This is a genomic window from uncultured Pseudoalteromonas sp. (genome assembly GCF_963922945.1).
GTDB lineage: Bacteria > Pseudomonadota > Gammaproteobacteria > Enterobacterales > Alteromonadaceae > Pseudoalteromonas.
Genome location: NZ_CAWUKC010000081.1, coordinates 1 through 17776, shown reverse-complemented (window position 1 = coordinate 17776; position 17776 = coordinate 1). Strand labels below are relative to the sequence as shown.

The window sequence follows — 17776 nt, the reverse complement described above, 5'->3', positions numbered from 1 at the left end:
ATTTATGGGGAACAACCACACTGCATAGGCTCTGCCTTGCCTAATTACCAAACAGGCGGCTGCAAATTTAACCTCAAAAGATAAACAGGCCCTAGTTAGACATGGGGTTAGTTATTTTTATTTAAACCGCCAGCTTTGTTTGTACGGGTATACGTCAGGTAAAAAGCCTGCTTTTATTTGTTGTTGGCAAGCTTGCCAAAAATCGGCTAAAAACAGATCGCTATGTTCATCGTTAAAATAGTTAAATGCCGTTTCGTTTGCACTAAAAAACACCTTAAACTGGCTGGGGAAAATATCGCTCTCTGCTATATCAAAATAACTGTTGGCGCTTAACTCCTCAAGCGCGTTTTGCGCAGTAGGTACCTCTCTAAAGTGACAATCAGTAAGCGGGCAAATTTCATCATAGTCGTAAAAAACCACACGACCCCAACGAGTTACACCAAAGTTTTTCATTAGCATATCCCCTGGGAATATATTAGCACCTGCTAAGTCTTTAATCGCTTTACCGTAATCGGTCATAACCTGTTGCAATGCTTTATTAGAGCAGTGATTAATGTATAAATTAAGCGGCGTCATTTTGCGCTCAACATACACGTGCTTTAAAATAAGCGCCTTGCCTGATATAACCATGCTGCTGCCAATTTGAGCTTTCATTTGCTTGAGTAACTCGTCGCTAAAGCGGCTGAGGTCGAACGCTAAATACCTAAATTCGTGTGTATCAACTAAGCGCCCTACGCGGTCGGCTTGTTTTACAAAGTTGTATTTATCTTTTACTTGCGCTTTGGTGGCTGTTTTTGGTGCACTGAATTTATCTTTTATTACTTTATAAACGTAATCTAGCCCTTCAATGGTAAATACCAGCATAACCATACCGGGTGTACCTGGTGCAGTTACGTATTTTAAACTAGCTGGGCTATTTTTAGTGGTATCAACTTTGTAACGATAAAACTCTGTTTTGGCATGCTTAATAAAGCCAATCGCATTAAATAATTCAAAACGTTTTTTATGAGGCATCAGCACGCTTAAGTAATCGACATAACGTGCGGGCTGGTCGGTATCAACCATAAAATAGGTACGTGCAAAACCAAACAATAAACTTAACTGATCGGCGCCCATCATTACGGCATCAAGCTTTAACCCTTTATCAGTATTTAATATGGCAATGGCAAACGGCATGTTATCACCATTTTTAGCAATGCAGCGCCCTATTAAGTAACAGGCTTTGTTTCTAAAAAACAATGAGTTTGCGTATTCTATATATCCATTATTTAAATTTATAAGCTGATACACTTGTTTACATTGCTGCTTTGCACCGGCCATTAAGGTTGTTTGCAAGGCCTGTAAATCGGCGTCTAAATGACTAAAAGGCACTCTAAATGCTTGGCGGGTAATGAGCGTTTTTACAGCGTGGTTAAACCCATCTTTAAACGAAATTCGGCTGACTAAATTTTCGTACGAACGCGGCTCGCTTCTGTACTTTGCCTTTAATACAAACAAGTGTACGGTACGAATTTTTTTATCATCCCAAATTGCACCAAAGGTAGAATTAAAAAAGGTATGTGCTATGGGTTTGTTTTCATGATTTTGCACCATATCGCCGTATATATTTTTAGCAAGCTGCCATGTTTGCGAGCAATTAAGTTCAGCATGAGCAATTACACGTACGGCTTCACTAACATTTTTTACTTCCCGCTCGTACACTTGTAAGCGCTCTCGCATGGCAGTTTGCACATCGTGATACTTTTGTTGTTCAAACCGGCTTTGCGCACCTAGGGTAATATTTAAAAACTGCGCAAACATGGCTTCAAAGCCTGCAAAAACAGCGCGGGCCAACTTAGTAGCAATAACTTGCTGTAGCGCATTATTGGATTGATTAGCTAACGATTTTGACATGGTTACAACACTTTTATTTTTACCACTTATAGCGGTTATTTTTTATTAATTGTTTACACCTTAGCAAGCAGGCTTTAATTTAGGTAATTAATAAAGCATATAAATAAAATTTATTGGGCGTATTGACCTTTCGAGGTTAATTTTGCAGCCGTGAATTTGGCTTTTAAGTAAGGCAAAGCACATGTAGTGTGGTTACTCCTCATAAATGTACTTTAACGCCGCATAAAGGCCAAATACACACTGCCCAGAGGGTTCTTCCTAGGGACGATTAACTCTTTGTTGCACGATTTTTACTTAGCCCACTAGGTGGCAAATCTCGCGCCGCGATTTAACCGTCCCTAGATTGAACAAATTTCAACCCTGAAAGGCCAACACGCCCACATGAATATACGTAACGTCGATCTCAACTTATTAGTGTACTTAAATGTGCTCATTGATGAAAAAAGTGTCTCAAAAGCGGCTAATAAACTCGCGCTAACACAACCTGCCATGAGTAACGCACTTAAACGATTACGTGATTTATTTGACGACCCGCTACTTGTGCGTGCCGCAGGCTCTATGACCCCCACCAGCAAAGCACTTAGCTTAAAGCCTGAAATAGAGTCGCTTTTAAAAATGGCAGAGGCGATTACTCAGCCCAGTGAGCAATTTAACCCAGCAACGGCAGAGGTGACCTTTAGAATAATGGCAAACGACTACATGGAGTCGACCTTAATTGCCCCCTTTATTACTGAGCAGTTAACTAAAAACCCTGGGATTAATTTTGATGTACTTAGTCCAAGCGATGTCAACCTACAAGATATGGAAAAAGGCACTATCGATTTAGCTATTAATCGATTTAACGGTCTACCACGCTCGTTTCATCAAGCCAGCGTTTGGCGAGATAATTACTGCTGTTTAACCCACCCTAAAAATACCTTTTTACAGCATTTAAGCCTTGATGATTACCTGCAAAAAGAACATATTTGGGTAAACCGTGCTGGTTGGGGCCCAGAAGCCGCCGTTACCAATAAATCAGGCAAGCAAAAGCTAGGCTGGGTAGACGAAGCACTTTGGCAATTAGAGCAAACCCGAAAAATACGGGTGTTTACCCGCCACTACATGATTGCAAGTTTGCTATGCCAATCTGAGCAACTTATTGCCACCTTGCCGCGCAGGCAGGCTAAATTATTAACCACGCATACCGATTTAGTCATTAGCCCAGTACCGTTTCAAATAGTCCCTATTGAGGTAAAAATGATATGGAGCCCACTACTTCACCATGCTCCCGCACACCAGTGGTTACGCCGTGAGTTGCTTGAGTTTGCTAAAACAGTGGCTGATAGGTAATAAAGATAAATTCTTAATACTTGTGTTCAGAGCTCAAGGCCCTAACCCGCAATTTTTATTACGCACTGACTCACGCAGTGATCTAGCTAATTGATTGCTTTATAAATTAACACTAACACCGCTTTACGAAAGCTTAAAAACGCTATCTAAAAATACTGTCTACTCTTTAATACAGCATCTTTCAAAGATTTGACCCAAATTAGGTACTCTATTACACTCAACTTAGTCAAAATAAATAAGTTTAAGTACTCGTTAAGCAAAACTTACTACATAAAAAAGGAAGTTTATGTATCAATACCTATATTTAAAGTGTTCACTTATGATGAGCAGAGCTACCAAAATTAGCTTTGTTCCTTTCTCTCAACTTAAAACGGATAATTTACAAACTCTCTTATTTACTGCACGACTTTTAGTATATATAGCGCTTTTATACTTTTTGAGTGGGTTAGGTACTTTTATATACGAAGTCCATGAAATTGTTCATTTATATAACTTTGAACAAACTTGGGCCGTGATATTTAAAAACATTCATCAGGCACTTTTGATGAAAAAATTATTATGGGAGATGCTTTTTAGCGCTGCAATATTAGCGACAGCCGGAGTATTGGCCGCAATAGTTTCGTTTGAGTTTAAATATAAAAGTGCCTAATAATATATAAATCCAAAATAAAAAAGCGCCATGGTATTCAACTTTGGGAAAATACCATGACGCTTTTGAAATCGTAGAAATAGGAGTGAACCCTACCCTTTATATTTAGCAACCTTGATGCCAACCCACCAAAAAAAATAAAAACATTTACAATCAATAACCTATTAAAATTATAATTTTAATTATTATTTAGTGTGTCCCAGTTTTGTGCATTTTTATAGGTTTTTGCACCACTTTAATTAAGCCTCTTAGCTGGGATTAAAGCACTTTTCAGTTAACTATTATTTACTATTGATAAAATCAATATCAGTTATTAAAAACAACAATTTCATTAATAATACACTTAGCGCTAGAGTGAAGTTAAGCCAACAAACTAAGAGTAATGATTATGACAACATCAAGCTTCACACAACAAGACGGATTATTTATTGATGCTAATTTACATCAGTTTATTACCCAGCAGTTATGCACTAACACCAATGCCGCACAGATATACCAAGCACTTGCTACCTTGGTTGATGAGTTTGGTTGTAAATGCCGTAAAACCAAGCACCAGCCCGATGACATTTTAGAAGTAGATACGCTACTGCATGCGTACCAGCGTAAAAACCACCCGCTTTGCCACGTAGATGCACAAACAACGGAGGCAGTACTTGATGAATACTGCTGCCAAGTTCCCGCTATTATTGTAGTTGCATTAATGGATACGCTTAGCGGTACACAGTGTGACGAACCTAATGCACACGATATTTACCACCGCGCTGCACAGCTTACTAATCGCCCCTGTGTTCACAAGGCAAAAACAGCCACAGCGGCCTAATAATGGATTTGCTTAAAAATACTCGATAACCTTTTGTGCAAAGTCACTGCAGCTTAGGGTTGTCGAGTTATTACTATTTTGTGCTAAATCAAAGGTTACATTACCACTTTTAAGTGCTTGTTCGAGCGCTTTTTCAATCAGCGTTGCTGCCTCATCCCAGCCCATAAACTTAAGCATTAAAACAGCACTTAAAATACTGCTACTTGGGTTTGCTTTGTTTTGCCCTGCTATTCTTTCAAACGTGCCATGAGTTGGCTCAAAAAATGCCACCTCGTTATTTAAATTAGCAGCCGGCATAATGCCCATTCCGCCAACTTGTGCGCTGAGCATATCTGCTAAAAAATCGCCATTTTGGTTTGTGGTTGCCACCACATCAAATTGCTCTGGGTGCATTAAACATTGTTGCAGCATGTTATCGGCTATCACTTCTTTAATAATTAAAGGCGATTTATTAGTGCGTGCTATTTCAAGCCAGCGTCCGTTTTCGTGTGGGGTAGCATTAAACTCATTTTGAGCCAAAGCAAAACCCCAACGTTTAAAGGCGCCATCGGTAAATTTAAGCACGTTCCCTTTATGGACAAGCGTTAACGATTCGCTGTTATTTTTAAGGGCGTAATTAATTGCATAGCGTACTAGGCGCTCAGCGCCTTCTTTAGATATATTTTTTATACCTATGCCACACTCTTGTGAAAACCTTAGACGCGTTACGCCCATTTCTTCACATAAAAAGTCGAGCATTTTCTCACTCTCTACGCTGCCGGCTTGCCACTCTATTCCTGAATAGACATCTTCGCTGCTATCACGCAGCACTGTTATCGCCGTTAAAAATGGGTTTTTTAACGGCGATGGCAACGCACTTAACCCTTTAACAGTGCGCATATTTACAAATAAATCCATTTCGTGTCTTAGCGCCACATTTAATGAGCGAAAACCGCCGCCAAGAGGTGTCGTTAACGGCCCTTTAATTGCTATTTTACAAGCACGTACTGCGTTAATCGTCTCCTCTGGAAACCAATCGCCATCATATAACTTTGCTGCTTGCTCGCCGTTATATACTTGCATCCAGTGAATTTTTCGCTCCCCAAAATAACAGTGCGCAATGGCATTATTCACCACATGCTGCATGGCCGGTGTGACCTCTTGCCCAACCCCGTCACCATTAATATAAGCAATAATAGGGTTTACAGGCACATGCCATTGGCCTTTAGCATCAATAGTAATATTTTCTCCGTGCTCAGGGATTTTAATATGCTGATAAGCCATGGTAATACCTATACTAGAAATAGTGTTAGCTGATTAAATCATGCTTAATTGATCATGTATGCAATTTGCTTTTTATAATTGATATTAGTTAAAAAAATAACGAATTACGTGTGCTTAATTATGTAAATAATGGGTCTAGTATCAAGCGTGTATTGCGGAGGTATAAATGAAGTTGTTTTGGCTATTATTACTATTAATGTGTTCTTTAAAAGTCTCAGCTGTTGATGTGGTTATTCATAATTTAGACTCGCTTACGACTAAGGGCCAAAAAACGGTATCAATATGGGTAAATCAGAGCCTCAAAAAAACACAAAATACCTTAGGCCCATTACAACAAACCACCTTACCTATTTATTTAAAGCCACAATATTTTGCTTTTGAACCCGTGCCATGGGCTAGCGTAAAACGCCATAATCCCGATGGATTAGAGCTGCATATTGACCGATACGCAAGTTTAAATGCTTTTACAAAAGATTGGACGCTCTACCATGAGCTTTCACATTTATATCTACCATTGCTGCCTTACTCAGGCTTTTGGCTCAGCGAAGGGTTTGCTAGTTACATGCAAAACGTAATAATGCGCAACAGCGGTGTCATCAGCCAAGCGCAATTTGTTCAGCGCCTGAACGCAGGGTTTGAGCGAGCACGCTTACAAACTAAAACAAAGCGGCAGCCGCTTAATAAGCTTTCAAGTGATATGTGGCAGCAACGCGCACAACAACGCGTTTATTGGACTGGAGCCGCATTTTTTGTAGAAGCCGATTTAGCCCTTCAAAAACAAGGTAAAAGCGTGGCCGCTATAATAAAACAGTACCAACTATGCTGCAGGGCTGCGCGTGCGAGTGCTAAAACGCTAATAACAGATCTTGATAAGCTCTCGCGCAGTAGTATTTTTAGTACCTTGTACGCACAATATAATACGCGCACCGACTTTCCTGTTATTACTAAAACGCAGTTAAATACACTTTAAAGGCTTTTAATAAGTGCGCAATACTCATCATACGCTTTGCTATCGTAATTATTTGAGTAAGCATTCATAAAGCCGTGTAAAAGCGCTGCTTTAATACACGTAACGTGGCTTCTACTGGCTAAAACACTTATCACTTCATCAACATTAAAATGCATTTCGGTATGTGGAAAAATAAACGTACAAGGTACTTTTGCCGAAATATCTAAATGATTTCTAATTTGTGAAGGGTAAAAGCCTATCAACTTTTTTAGGTGTGGATTGCCTGTTAATAACTGCGCACGCCACGCGGCACTTGCCCCTGCACTAAACCCTATGCACGTTGTGGGCTCTTTAAGGTTATTAAATACATTTAAGAGCTTAGCTACGTAATTGTCATGGCCGCAGTCATTTATAAATTTATTATAATAATACTTTTCACTATCAATGGGTTGCAGTTCTCCTTTATAGGGGTCTATAACCTCTGTATTGGCTTGCATAATTTCTAACAACCTCATTAAAGGTGCTGTTAAACCATAAATATCGCTGACTATTATGTAATTCATACTTACCTTTTTATGGTTAAAACCCATGCTTTTAAGCAGTTGATAAAATTAAGTATAAATAATTTTTAAATAAATAGCTTGCACACATTTTTTATTTAGGTTAATTTTCTTCTCTGGTCTTAAAAAACCATCGCGGTTAACCTTTTTACCCTGATCCAGTAAGCCCCGCAAAACGTATATTTAAAAGCTAAGTTATTGTACGGCGAGAACCCCTATTAATACCTTGATGATTTTTTTAATATCATCGCAAAAGTGTCATAAAGATCGTCAACACTATAATGAAGCTAAACACAACACCGTTAATTTATTAACTGCATTTGGCTATAAAAAATAGCGCAGTGTAAATAACAAGAATAAAGTGAGTTTTATTATGTCTTATAAATACAACGGATCTATGATCCAAATTGCCCATCCGGTGCAATCAATTTCTGTAAACAAACAACGTGTTATTTTTAGCGATACACAAGGTTTGAAAAACGCCATGTTTCAAAAAGCAAGTGAAGCGCGTGAATTTGTAAAGTGGTTAAAAGCCAACTAATCATAGCGAACTATTAACTGCCCAAGCAGATAATACTAATAAAATGTGCCAGCTTTATAGCTGGCATTTTACTTTGTTGTGCTTAATTGACTACAATAGCAATAATTTCATTGTCTTAGGTAGTTATAGTAATGCTCCGTGCATTTTTGTGTATCGCCTTGTATTTAAGCATTTCTTCGCACAGTTACGCCCACACAATTAACTGGCTAACGCACGACTTTGCGCCCTATTACATTTTAAATGGCAAATACCAACACCAAGGTCGCGATGAAAGCGTTATAACTTTGCTCGAGCAACAACTTCCTCACGTTACTTTTAAACGCGTTGTCATCCCCTCTGGCAGAGCTATTCAAGAACTTGCTAATAAATCTGCGACACATTGCGCGCTCTCGCTTTATAAAAATGAATTTAGAAAAAGCTTTATCCACTTTAGCGAGCACAGCTCAACAACAGGGCTGTCACCTTCTATTGCTATGCACAAAGGGTTAGCAAAATCGCTTGGAGTAGCAAATGGCGAGGCGGTATCTTTGCATGACTTACTGGCAGAAAAAAAGCTTACATTAGGTGTATCAATGAATCGCTCCTACGGTGAAGCGCTCGATAAGGTTATAAATAACACCCCAGATATAAATATTGTTATTCGCCCTACACGCAACAGCTTGGCAAGCCTTACCTATATGCTTAACTTAAAGCGTTTAGATATTTTATTAGGGTACCCAAGTGAGCACCATTACCTAGCAAAATCTATGTACTTTGAAGAAAACCTCACTCAGCGAGCAATTGTTGAGGCCCCGCCGCTAAGTTATGGCTACATTGGCTGCACTAAAAATGAGCAGGGTGCTAAAAACATTCAACTATTAGATGAGCAATTAAAAAAAATTAAGCAAACAGAGCAATACCACCAAGTCATGTTACGCTGGTTACCTGAGCATTTAAAACCTTTATTAGAGTCACGAGTTCGCTCTACTAAAAATAATTCCACTCAAAATTAAAGGGTTGTTTGTATCGCATCACTGCATTTTACTTCTTACTGGTATTTATAATATTTAGCAGCTTTGAGCATCGATGAGTTCAATATAAATCAGGCTATCAGGTGATACTTGCAAACAGCTAATTAAGCCTTCTTTTATAAGCTCAAGCATAGCAATAAAGCTCACCACAACACCGCTTCTTCCTTCACTAAAAGTAAATAAGTGACTAAAGGGCAGCGCTTTTTTCTCTTTACTGAGCAAAGCTAAAATTTGGCTCATACGCTCACGGGTAGAAAGTGCTTCTGCAGTTACTTGGTGATGTTCATATGTTTTAGCGCGCGCCATTACATCGCTCAGTGCTAACATTAAATCTTTTAATTCCAGCTCTGGCAGGTTTTTGCTGGTATTTTCATTGACCGGCATGCTCGCATTTGCTACAAAAATATCACGGCCAACACGGGGAATAGCATCTATATTTTCGGCTGCTTTTTTAAACTGCTCGTACTCTTGCAAACGCTTAATCAGCTCTGCGCGGGGGTCTTCCTCTTCTTCGAGCTCCTCGTGCACAGGCAATAACAAACGTGATTTTATTTGCGCCAATAACGCGGCCATAACCAAGTACTCGCCAGCTAGCTCTAAATGGAACTCGCTCATCATTTCTACATAACTAACATATTGCTCAGTAATACTAAATATAGAGAGTTCGAGCACATCTAACTTATGTTTTTTGATTAAATACAGCAGTAAATCCAGCGGGCCTTCAAAAGTTTCTAAAATAACCTCAAGAGCATCGGGTGGAATGTACAAGTCTTCGGGTTTATCTACAACGGCTTTACCATGCAAAAAAGCCAGTGGCAGCTTTTGCTGCACTGGCTCATTTTCGGTATTCTTTACACGGGGGGTGGTATCACTCACACAGGTTACTCAAACGGGCTTGTATCGCCACAGCCTACACGTAAAATGTGAACATCATCTTCTGATAGGTCAATGACTGTGGTTGCTTGCTCTGCGAGGTGTCCGCCGTCAATAATTAAATCTACGTGTTTATCTAATCGCGTTAAAATTTCATCTGGATCTGATTCTGTAAACTCTTCGCCAGGTAAAATTAACGAACACGACATTAACGGCTCCCCAAGCTCTGCAAGTAATGCACAGGCAATAGGGTGCTCTGTAACGCGCATACCTATGGTTTTTTTCTTATCGTTTAATAACCGCTTTGGCACCTCTTTTGTGCCTTTAAAAATAAAGGTGTATGGCCCTGGCGTATTATTTTTAATAAGCCTAAACATTTGGTTATCTACACGGGCATACGTTGCAAGCTCAGATAAATCACGGCATACCAGCGTAAAGTTATGGTGCTTTTCGATACCACGAATACGTTCAATACGCTCTTTTGCTTGCTTATTACCGAGGTTACATCCTATGGCATAGCCCGAATCTGTTGGGTAAATGACAACCCCGCCCTGCTTTATAATATCAACCGCTTGGCTAACAAGTCGTGGCTGTGGGTTTGCTGGGTGAATATGAATTAATTGACTCATGATAATGCTCCTTCTTGCCCTTCCCACATCTGCCAAACCCCTTGGCAGCCTTTGGGTAAGTATAGGTTTTTGCCTAGCTCTAAATAGCTAGTTGGAAAATGAAAGTCAGAGCCTTGCGAACACAATAAATCGTACTCTAGGCTCAATTGCCCTAAAAACTGTCGCTCTGTAGGGGCCTGTTGTGGTTGTGCAACTTCCATTGCGTCTCCCCCTGCATGTTTAAATTCAACGAGTAATTTGCGCAGCCATTTATTAGACATTTTATAACGACCAGGGTGAGCCAATACTGCTACACCACCGCCCGCATGGATTGCCTCAATAGCAGTTTGCATATTACACCATTTGCTAGGAACGTAGCCCGTTTTAGCGCGCCCGAGGTATTTTTTAAACACCCCAGGGAAGTTTTTAGCGACCCCTCGCTCTATTAAAGCGCGTGCAAAATGAGCGCGGGTAATTTGCGCGTTTGCAGCCAAAGATTTGGCTTGTTCGTAAATGCCATCAAACCCGTTTTTTGCCAGCCTTTTACCAATTTCGATTGCTCGCTCATCACGCTTTTGTTGCTGCGCCAATAACAATGATGTAAGGGCACTATTGTTTATATCAATATTGAGCCCAACAATATGTATTTCAAAGCTTTCCCACTTAGTCGAAATTTCTACACCCGAAATAAGCTTAAGCGGTAGGTTTTCGCTCTCAATAAACGCGTTAGCCGGCGCAATGGCTGCCACGGTATCGTGATCGGTTATCGCAAACACATCAATATTTTTTTCTACGGCGCGGTGCAATAATTGTTCGACCGATAAGTGCCCGTCTGAATGTGTTGTATGGCTGTGTAAATCGTATTTTATCAAAAGAAAACTGCTTAAATTTAAAGGTAGTAGGACTTTATGCAAGTATACCAACTTTTTTGACTAAATTGTTTTAAATAAACACTTGACACAAAACTACTAAATACGTTTTACTGTAGCCACTTTAAGACACATTAAGAACTAACAACAATGAACAATTCAATTCAAAACACTATTTGGTGGTGGCACTCATAATTTTGGGTGATGAATTGTCGTGTCTAGCAAATATTCAAAACCCGCAACTATGCGGGTTTTTTTATAACTAAATTTTACGTATTTATTTTTATTTTGAGGCAAAAAACATGAATAACGGTCTTACTCTTACACATCGTTGGTGGTGGCGCCTGATATAGCGGGGCGGTAATGATCTGTTTGTAATTTAGATATCGTTATTCAAACCCCGCATTGCAAAAGCATTGCGGGGTTTTATTTTTTGAGGGAATGAGGTTTGATTTTTAGTCATATAACTACCACACCAGGCGAAGTGACAAGCATAACGCAAGTGCGCGAGTACATTAGTAGCCCACTTGCACTTTATGCAGCACTTGATAAGCCTAATTCGCTACTGCTTGAATCAGCCGAAATTGATTCTAAAGACAGTGTTAAAAGTTTAATTTTAGTTGACTGCGCCCTGCGCATTGTTTGCCAAGGTAAAACCGTCACGGTAAGTGCTCAATCTAATAACGGAAAACAGTTACTTCCGTATTTAAAAGCCAATGTACACAGCTGTGATGCAACCCTAACCGACACAAGCCTAACTCTTGTTTATAAAGGTGGCGCTAATGACATTGACGAGGCAAGTAAACTGGTTGCCGACAATGCATTTAGCGCGTTACGTACTTGTATAAACAGTATCAAAAGCACCACCGAAAACCCGTTTTCGGTATTTTTAGGCGGTGTATTTGCCTACGACATGGTGGCGAATTTTGAGCAGCTAAGCGATGTACCCGATGGCGAAAACACCTGTCCAGACTACGTTTTTTACTTAGCCGAAACCTTAGTGGTTATCGACCATCAAAAACAAACTACCGAGCTTATTGGTAATGTGTTTAATGGCCCCGACGTACACGCTAATTGTTTTGAGGTAGGTAAAGAGCTTGAACGGTTAAATGCCTTATGCGATAAAGCAGAAGAATTTAGTGCCCCACTGCAAACAGGCACCTGCGATGTAAGTGTTGATATAAGTGATGAAACGTACTGCGAGCAAGTAGTTAAGCTTAAAAAGAACATTGTTGATGGTGATATTTTTCAGGTTGTGCCTTCGCGTACGTTTTCATTGCCCTGCCCTGATTCATTGCACGCGTATAGCCAACTTAAAAAACAAAACCCAAGCCCGTATATGTTTTATATGCGCGATGAAGAGTTTGCTTTATTCGGCGCTTCTCCTGAATCGGCACTTAAGTACGAAGTGCATAGCAAACAAGTTGAAGTTTACCCTATTGCCGGTACTCGCCCACGTGGGAAATTTGCCAATGGCGCAATCAACCCAGACTTAGACAGTCGTATTGAACTTGAACTAAGAAACGATCAAAAAGAACGTGCTGAGCATTTAATGCTGGTTGATTTAGCTCGTAACGATGTGGCGCGTATTAGTATAGCTGGTACACGCCATGCAAAAGAGCTTTTAAAAGTAGACCGCTACTCGCAAGTAATGCACTTGGTTTCTCGCGTTGTGGGCACATTAAAGCCTGAGCTTGATGCATTGCACGCATACCAAGCGTGTATGAACATGGGCACGCTGGTCGGCGCTCCTAAAGTACGTGCTGCAGAGCTTGTAAGGCAAACCGAAGGCAAGCGCCGTGGTAGTTATGGCGGCGCAGTAGGCTATTTAACGGGTGACGGTGCAATGGATAGCTGCATTGTTATTCGCTCAGCGTTTGTAAAAAATAATACCGCGTATGTACAAGCAGGTGCAGGTGTTGTTTACGATTCTGATCCGCAAGCCGAAGCTAACGAAACCCGCGCTAAAGCCCAAGCGGTGATCACCGCCATAAAATCGACTTATGAGGCGGTATAAAATGAGTACAGCAAACCCAATGAAAATATACTTTTTAGATAATTTTGATTCGTTTAGCTACAACTTAGTTGATGAGCTAAGCATGCTCGGCTGTGAGCTTGTGGTATATAGAAATAATATAAGTGCAGAGGTTATTTTTAATAAGATGCGACAAGAGAAAGGCCAAGTATTATTAGTGCTTTCGCCAGGTCCTGGTGCACCGAGTGATGCAGGTTGTTTAATGGAATTAATCGAGCTGGCTAAAGGCCATTTTCCTATGCTAGGCATTTGCCTAGGGCAACAAGCACTTACACAAAGTTATGGCGGAGTAATCGGCCATGCGGGCGAGACCGTACATGGTAAGTCATCAATCATTGATTTAAACCCGCACCCAGTGTTTGAAGGAATGGGTAACACCATGCCTGTAGCGCGTTACCATTCATTAATGGCAACCAAGGTACCCGAAGATATTGAGGTAATTGCACAGTTTGACGATATTCCTATGGCTATATATCACCACGACGATAAAGCGTTGGGTTATCAATTTCATCCTGAGTCAATACTTACGCCAAATGGTGCCATGTTACTTCAACAAAGTGTTGCGTATTTAACGCGCACCAACTAATAGAGGACATTATGAGTACACAGACACAACAGCCCATTAATGTTCAATCTGCAATTGAGCAACTTATACTTGGCAAGTCGCTTAACTACGAGCAATCAAATGCATTATTTAACCAAATAATGCAAGGTAACATGAGCGATATAGAGCTCACAGCACTGCTTATTAGTCTTAAAATGAAAGGCGAAGTGAGCGATGAAATTGCCGGTGCAGCTGCATCAATGCGTCAAAACGCTGTTGCCTTTACTACCGCTCGCACGCAACTTGCCGATAGCTGCGGCACCGGAGGCGATGGCTCAAATACCATTAATATTAGTACTACCGCGGCTATTGTTGCAGCTGCCGCGGGTATTAATATGGTAAAACATGGTAATCGCAGTGTATCGAGTAATTCAGGCTCTGCTGATTTATTAAAAGCACTGGGGATTAATATAGATATGAGTCCAGCTCAGGCTGCACAATGCCTTGAGCAAACCCACTTTACCTTTTTATTTGCTCCGCACTATCACAGTGGTGTACGCCACGCAATGGGCGTACGTACTGCGCTTAAAACACGCACCATTTTTAACATTTTAGGCCCCCTTGCTAACCCAGCTGCGCCACAAGTGCAATTACTCGGTGTGTACGATGAATCGTTATGTATGCCAATGGCACAAACGCTTAAAACATTAGGCACTAAACGCGCAATGATAGTACACGGCTCTGGCACTGACGAAATCGCCCTACACGGCCCAACACAGGTAGTTGAGCTAAACAATGGCGAGATAACACAATACACATTAAACCCAAGCGACTTTGACCTTGCAAACTATTCACTTGAACAACTAGCAGGTGAAGGCCCACAATACAACGCAAATGCAAGCCTTGCCATTTTACAAGGTAAAGGTAGTGATGCGCACAATGCTGCCATTGTGGTCAATGTGGCTGCACTTTTATACTTAAGCGGTAAAGTACAGTCATTAAAAGAAGGCGCACAACAGGTAAAATCATTACTCAGTTCAGGCAAAGCCATGGACACATTAAATGCAATTATTGAGGTAAGTCATGGCTAATGTATTAGACAAAATTGTTGCTGATAAAAAACAAGAGCTTATAGAGCGTAAAGCCGCACGTCCACTAGAGAGCTTTAAGCACCTTGCCGTTCCAACTAGCCGTAGTTTTTATAAAGCGCTAGCTGCACCGGGAACACAATTTATTTTAGAATGCAAAAAAGCATCTCCGTCAAAAGGGCTGATTAGAGAGCCGTTTGATTTAACCGAGATTGCCTCTGTTTATAAAAAATATGCCACCTGCATGAGCGTACTTACTGATGCTAAGTACTTTCAAGGTAGTTTTGATTATTTAGAATTTGTGCGTAGCCAAGTAGAGCAACCGCTTATTTGTAAAGACTTTTTTATTGACGAATACCAAGTGTATCTGGCACGCATATACGGTGGTGATGCCATACTATTGATGCTATCAGTGCTTGATGATGCGCAATACAAAGCGCTACATGCAGTCGCCGACTCACTTAACATGTCGGTATTAACCGAAGTAAGTAACGAAGAAGAAGTACACCGCGCTCTTGCACTCGATGCACAAATTATTGGTATTAATAACCGTAACTTGCGTGATTTGAGTACCGACTTGGCTACTACCGAAAAACTTCGTACGCTTATTCCACAAGATAAAGTGGTTATTTCTGAGTCAGGTATTTACACCCATCAAGATGTAAAACGCTTAGCCCCACTATGCGATGGCTTTTTAATAGGCAGTTCGTTAATGGCTGAGGCCGATTTAGAGCAAGCCTGTAAAAAGGTTATTTTTGGCGATAATAAAGTATGTGGTTTAACACGTAGCCAAGATGCGCAAGCAGCCTACGACAATGGCGCAGTGTATGGTGGACTTATATTTCATCCTAAATCCCCCCGTTATGTAGATCTAGATTGTGCCAAAGAAATAACTCAAAGTGCCTCTCTGAAATTTATTGGTGTATTTGTCAATGCCAGCGAGCAGCAAGTGGTACAATACGCCCACGAGCTAAAACTGGCCGCAGTTCAATTACACGGAAATGAAAGTGACGATTACATTGCAGCTTTGCGTACAAAGCTCCCTAAAGGGTGTGAAATTTGGAAAGCACAGGCAATTAAAAACACTTTGCCAACGCCAGCCAAAGGCGTAGACCGCCATCTTTACGATACCCACAGCGATACTCAAGCAGGTGGTACAGGTAAAGCGTTCGATTGGGCAGTGCTGCGCGACGCAACAACCCCATTTATGCTAGCGGGTGGCTTAAATCCAGACAATATAAAAGATGCGCTTTTACAAGGTGCCCTAGGCCTTGATTTAAATTCAGGCGTGGAAGAATCTGCGGGTAAAAAGTGCCCTATCAAATTACAAAATGCTTTTACAAGCATCAGAAATTATTGAGGTTATAATGCAAAATCCAGCTTATTTTGGCGAGTTTGGCGGTATGTTTGTACCTGAACTACTTGTCCCTGCACTTAAGCAGCTAGAAAACGAATTTAACAAAGCTCAAAATGATCCTGAGTTTGAGGCTGAGTTTACAAAATTATTAAACGAGTATGCCGGTCGCCCTACGCCGCTTACATTAACGCGTAATTTAATTAAAAACCCTAAAGTAAAACTTTACCTAAAACGTGAAGATTTACTGCACGGCGGCGCACACAAAACCAACCAAGTACTTGGTCAAGCGTTGCTAACTAAACGTATGGGTAAAAATGAAGTGATTGCTGAAACAGGCGCAGGCCAACATGGTGTAGCAACTGCATTAGCATGTGCACTTCTTGGTTTAAAATGCCGCATTTATATGGGGGCAAAAGATGTTGAGCGCCAACAGCCCAATGTATTTAGAATGAAACTGATGGGCGCAGAAGTAATACCCGTCACTGCGGGCTCTGGTACTTTAAAAGATGCCGTTAACGAAGCCCTACGCGACTGGTCTGCAAATTACCAAGATGCGCATTACTTACTTGGCACCGCAGCGGGCCCCCATCCATTCCCTACAATTGTACGTGAGTATCAAAAAGTGATTGGTGAAGAGGCTAAACAACAAATTCTTGAGGCAGAAGGTCGCTTACCAGATGCTGTATTAGCCTGTGTTGGCGGTGGTTCAAACGCCATTGGTATGTTTACTGACTTTATCGACGAGCCAAGTGTGAAACTTATTGGTGTAGAGCCTGCTGGTAAAGGCTTAGATACTCACGAGCACGGCGCCACTATTTGTAAAGGTACTAAAGGTATACTGCACGGTACCTATACGTACATTATGCAAAATGACGATGGCCAAATTGAAGAGTCTTATTCGGTCTCTGCCGGTCTAGACTACCCAGCTGTTGGGCCACAGCATGCGTTTTTACACGAAACAGGCCGCGCTCAATATGTGGGGATCAGCGATACAGAAGCCCTTGATGCGTTCCAAGCACTTGCTAAAAACGAAGGTATTATCCCAGCGCTTGAATCAAGCCATGCTCTTGCTTATGCACTAAAATACGCCGAAGAGCAAACAGAAGAAAGCATTTTAGTGGTTAACTTAAGTGGTCGTGGCGACAAAGATTTAGCCCATGTGCACAGTGTGTTATCACAAGGAGGTCAACTATGAGCCAGTTAAATACAGATCGTTACGGTAAAACTTTTGCGGCGCTTAATGAGCAAAAACAAGGTGCATTTGTACCATTTGTAACCATTGGTGACCCAGGAAAAGAGCAAAGTATAGCTATTATTAAAAGCTTAATTGATGGCGGCGCGGACGCACTCGAGCTAGGTATTCCGTTTTCGGATCCAATCGCTGATGG

The 17776-nt window shown here is 40.9% G+C and carries 18 protein-coding genes; 12 read left to right on the top strand and 6 right to left on the bottom strand.

The window, feature by feature from the left end; all coding sequences use genetic code 11:
* Positions 1–117: 117 nt before the first annotated feature.
* Positions 118–1893 (bottom strand): bifunctional isocitrate dehydrogenase kinase/phosphatase, encoded by a 1776-nt coding sequence (aceK, locus tag AABI99_RS14760; protein ID WP_338366774.1) that lies wholly within the window; start codon positions 1891–1893, stop codon positions 118–120.
* A gap of 381 nt (positions 1894–2274) precedes the next feature.
* Here aceK and AABI99_RS14755 point away from each other — a divergent pair, with 381 nt between their 5' ends.
* The 3 genes from AABI99_RS14755 (at position 2275) to AABI99_RS14745 (ending at position 4691) form a co-directional block, all read left to right on the top strand.
* On the top strand, positions 2275–3222 hold the full coding sequence (locus tag AABI99_RS14755) for a LysR family transcriptional regulator (protein WP_338366772.1): 948 nt from the start codon (positions 2275–2277) through the stop codon (positions 3220–3222).
* A gap of 319 nt (positions 3223–3541) precedes the next feature.
* The gene (locus tag AABI99_RS14750) at positions 3542–3871 is read left to right on the top strand and encodes a hypothetical protein (RefSeq protein ID WP_338366770.1); all 330 of its coding nucleotides are present in this window, start codon (positions 3542–3544) and stop codon (positions 3869–3871) included.
* Positions 3872–4259: 388 nt separating this feature from the next.
* Complete coding sequence (locus AABI99_RS14745) at positions 4260–4691, top strand: hypothetical protein (protein WP_338366768.1); 432 nt, start codon at positions 4260–4262, stop codon at positions 4689–4691.
* A 12-nt stretch (positions 4692–4703) separates the two neighbouring features.
* On the opposite strand, the gene icd is transcribed toward AABI99_RS14745, so the two are convergent.
* Positions 4704–5954, bottom strand: coding sequence for an NADP-dependent isocitrate dehydrogenase (gene icd / locus AABI99_RS14740; RefSeq protein ID WP_338366766.1), 1251 nt, complete (start codon positions 5952–5954; stop codon positions 4704–4706).
* Positions 5955–6120: 166 nt separating this feature from the next.
* Here icd and AABI99_RS14735 point away from each other — a divergent pair, with 166 nt between their 5' ends.
* Positions 6121–6924, top strand: a complete 804-nt coding sequence (locus AABI99_RS14735; protein WP_338366763.1) for a hypothetical protein — start codon at positions 6121–6123, stop codon at positions 6922–6924.
* Here the strand turns inward: AABI99_RS14735 and AABI99_RS14730 are convergent.
* Entirely contained in the window at positions 6921–7466 is a 546-nt protein-coding gene (locus AABI99_RS14730; protein ID WP_338366757.1) for a hypothetical protein, read from the bottom strand. The two genes, AABI99_RS14735 and AABI99_RS14730, sit on opposite strands and share 4 nt — an antisense overlap.
* 370 nt (positions 7467–7836) lie before the next feature.
* Between AABI99_RS14730 and AABI99_RS14725 the strand changes: the two genes are divergently transcribed.
* Both AABI99_RS14725 and AABI99_RS14720 read left to right on the top strand, forming a co-directional pair.
* The gene (locus tag AABI99_RS14725) at positions 7837–8004 is read left to right on the top strand and encodes a hypothetical protein (RefSeq protein WP_024033460.1); all 168 of its coding nucleotides are present in this window, start codon (positions 7837–7839) and stop codon (positions 8002–8004) included.
* 131 nt (positions 8005–8135) lie between these two features.
* The gene (locus tag AABI99_RS14720; protein ID WP_338366753.1) at positions 8136–8996 is read left to right on the top strand and encodes a transporter substrate-binding domain-containing protein; all 861 of its coding nucleotides are present in this window, start codon (positions 8136–8138) and stop codon (positions 8994–8996) included.
* Between the two features lie 54 nt (positions 8997–9050).
* On the opposite strand, the gene AABI99_RS14715 is transcribed toward AABI99_RS14720, so the two are convergent.
* Genes AABI99_RS14715 through AABI99_RS14705 form a run of 3 tightly spaced genes read right to left on the bottom strand, consistent with a single transcriptional unit; the run spans position 9051 to position 11367 of the window.
* Positions 9051–9890: a ScpA family protein gene (locus tag AABI99_RS14715; RefSeq protein WP_338366751.1), complete on the bottom strand. Its 840-nt coding sequence runs from the start codon at positions 9888–9890 to the stop codon at positions 9051–9053.
* 5 nt (positions 9891–9895) lie between these two features.
* On the bottom strand, positions 9896–10516 hold the full coding sequence (locus AABI99_RS14710) for an L-threonylcarbamoyladenylate synthase (RefSeq protein ID WP_338366750.1): 621 nt from the start codon (positions 10514–10516) through the stop codon (positions 9896–9898).
* Complete coding sequence (locus tag AABI99_RS14705) at positions 10513–11367, bottom strand: PHP domain-containing protein (protein WP_338366748.1); 855 nt, start codon at positions 11365–11367, stop codon at positions 10513–10515. Before AABI99_RS14705 ends, AABI99_RS14710 begins: the two co-directional genes overlap by 4 nt.
* 445 nt (positions 11368–11812) lie before the next feature.
* Here AABI99_RS14705 and AABI99_RS14700 point away from each other — a divergent pair, with 445 nt between their 5' ends.
* The 6 genes from AABI99_RS14700 to AABI99_RS14675 form a co-directional block, all read left to right on the top strand.
* Entirely contained in the window at positions 11813–13381 is a 1569-nt protein-coding gene (locus AABI99_RS14700; protein ID WP_338366745.1) for an anthranilate synthase component 1, read from the top strand.
* Position 13382: 1 nt separating this feature from the next.
* Positions 13383–13985 (top strand): aminodeoxychorismate/anthranilate synthase component II, encoded by a 603-nt coding sequence (locus tag AABI99_RS14695; RefSeq protein ID WP_338366743.1) that lies wholly within the window; start codon positions 13383–13385, stop codon positions 13983–13985.
* An 11-nt stretch (positions 13986–13996) separates the two neighbouring features.
* Positions 13997–15034 carry an anthranilate phosphoribosyltransferase gene (trpD, locus tag AABI99_RS14690; RefSeq protein ID WP_338366741.1) on the top strand — a complete coding sequence of 346 codons (1038 nt, stop codon included), beginning with the start codon at positions 13997–13999 and terminating at the stop codon, positions 15032–15034.
* Entirely contained in the window at positions 15027–16391 is a 1365-nt protein-coding gene (gene trpCF, locus AABI99_RS14685) for a bifunctional indole-3-glycerol-phosphate synthase TrpC/phosphoribosylanthranilate isomerase TrpF (protein WP_338366739.1), read from the top strand. Before trpD ends, trpCF begins: the two co-directional genes overlap by 8 nt.
* A gap of 7 nt (positions 16392–16398) precedes the next feature.
* On the top strand, positions 16399–17583 hold the full coding sequence (gene trpB / locus AABI99_RS14680) for a tryptophan synthase subunit beta (protein WP_338366736.1): 1185 nt from the start codon (positions 16399–16401) through the stop codon (positions 17581–17583).
* The coding region (locus AABI99_RS14675; RefSeq protein ID WP_338366733.1) for a tryptophan synthase subunit alpha at positions 17580–17776 on the top strand (197 nt) is incomplete at its 3' end. The genes trpB and AABI99_RS14675, both read left to right, overlap by 4 nt.

Excerpts from the sequence above, each read along its gene's own strand:
- AABI99_RS14710 (WP_338366750.1), bottom strand. The coding sequence starts at position 10,516 with ATGAGTCAATTAATTCATATTCACCCAGCAAACCCACAGCCACGACTT.
- trpCF (WP_338366739.1), top strand. The coding sequence starts at position 15,027 with ATGGCTAATGTATTAGACAAAATTGTTGCTGATAAAAAACAAGAGCTT.
- trpD (WP_338366741.1), top strand. The coding sequence starts at position 13,997 with ATGAGTACACAGACACAACAGCCCATTAATGTTCAATCTGCAATTGAG.
- AABI99_RS14720 (WP_338366753.1), top strand. The coding sequence starts at position 8,136 with ATGCTCCGTGCATTTTTGTGTATCGCCTTGTATTTAAGCATTTCTTCG.
- AABI99_RS14735 (WP_338366763.1), top strand. The coding sequence starts at position 6,121 with ATGAAGTTGTTTTGGCTATTATTACTATTAATGTGTTCTTTAAAAGTC.
- AABI99_RS14695 (WP_338366743.1), top strand. The coding sequence starts at position 13,383 with ATGAGTACAGCAAACCCAATGAAAATATACTTTTTAGATAATTTTGAT.
- AABI99_RS14725 (WP_024033460.1), top strand. The coding sequence starts at position 7,837 with ATGTCTTATAAATACAACGGATCTATGATCCAAATTGCCCATCCGGTG.
- icd (WP_338366766.1), bottom strand. The coding sequence starts at position 5,954 with ATGGCTTATCAGCATATTAAAATCCCTGAGCACGGAGAAAATATTACT.
- AABI99_RS14750 (WP_338366770.1), top strand. The coding sequence starts at position 3,542 with ATGATGAGCAGAGCTACCAAAATTAGCTTTGTTCCTTTCTCTCAACTT.
- AABI99_RS14730 (WP_338366757.1), bottom strand. The coding sequence starts at position 7,466 with ATGAATTACATAATAGTCAGCGATATTTATGGTTTAACAGCACCTTTA.
- trpB (WP_338366736.1), top strand. The coding sequence starts at position 16,399 with ATGCAAAATCCAGCTTATTTTGGCGAGTTTGGCGGTATGTTTGTACCT.
- aceK (WP_338366774.1), bottom strand. The coding sequence starts at position 1,893 with ATGTCAAAATCGTTAGCTAATCAATCCAATAATGCGCTACAGCAAGTT.
- AABI99_RS14755 (WP_338366772.1), top strand. The coding sequence starts at position 2,275 with ATGAATATACGTAACGTCGATCTCAACTTATTAGTGTACTTAAATGTG.
- AABI99_RS14745 (WP_338366768.1), top strand. The coding sequence starts at position 4,260 with ATGACAACATCAAGCTTCACACAACAAGACGGATTATTTATTGATGCT.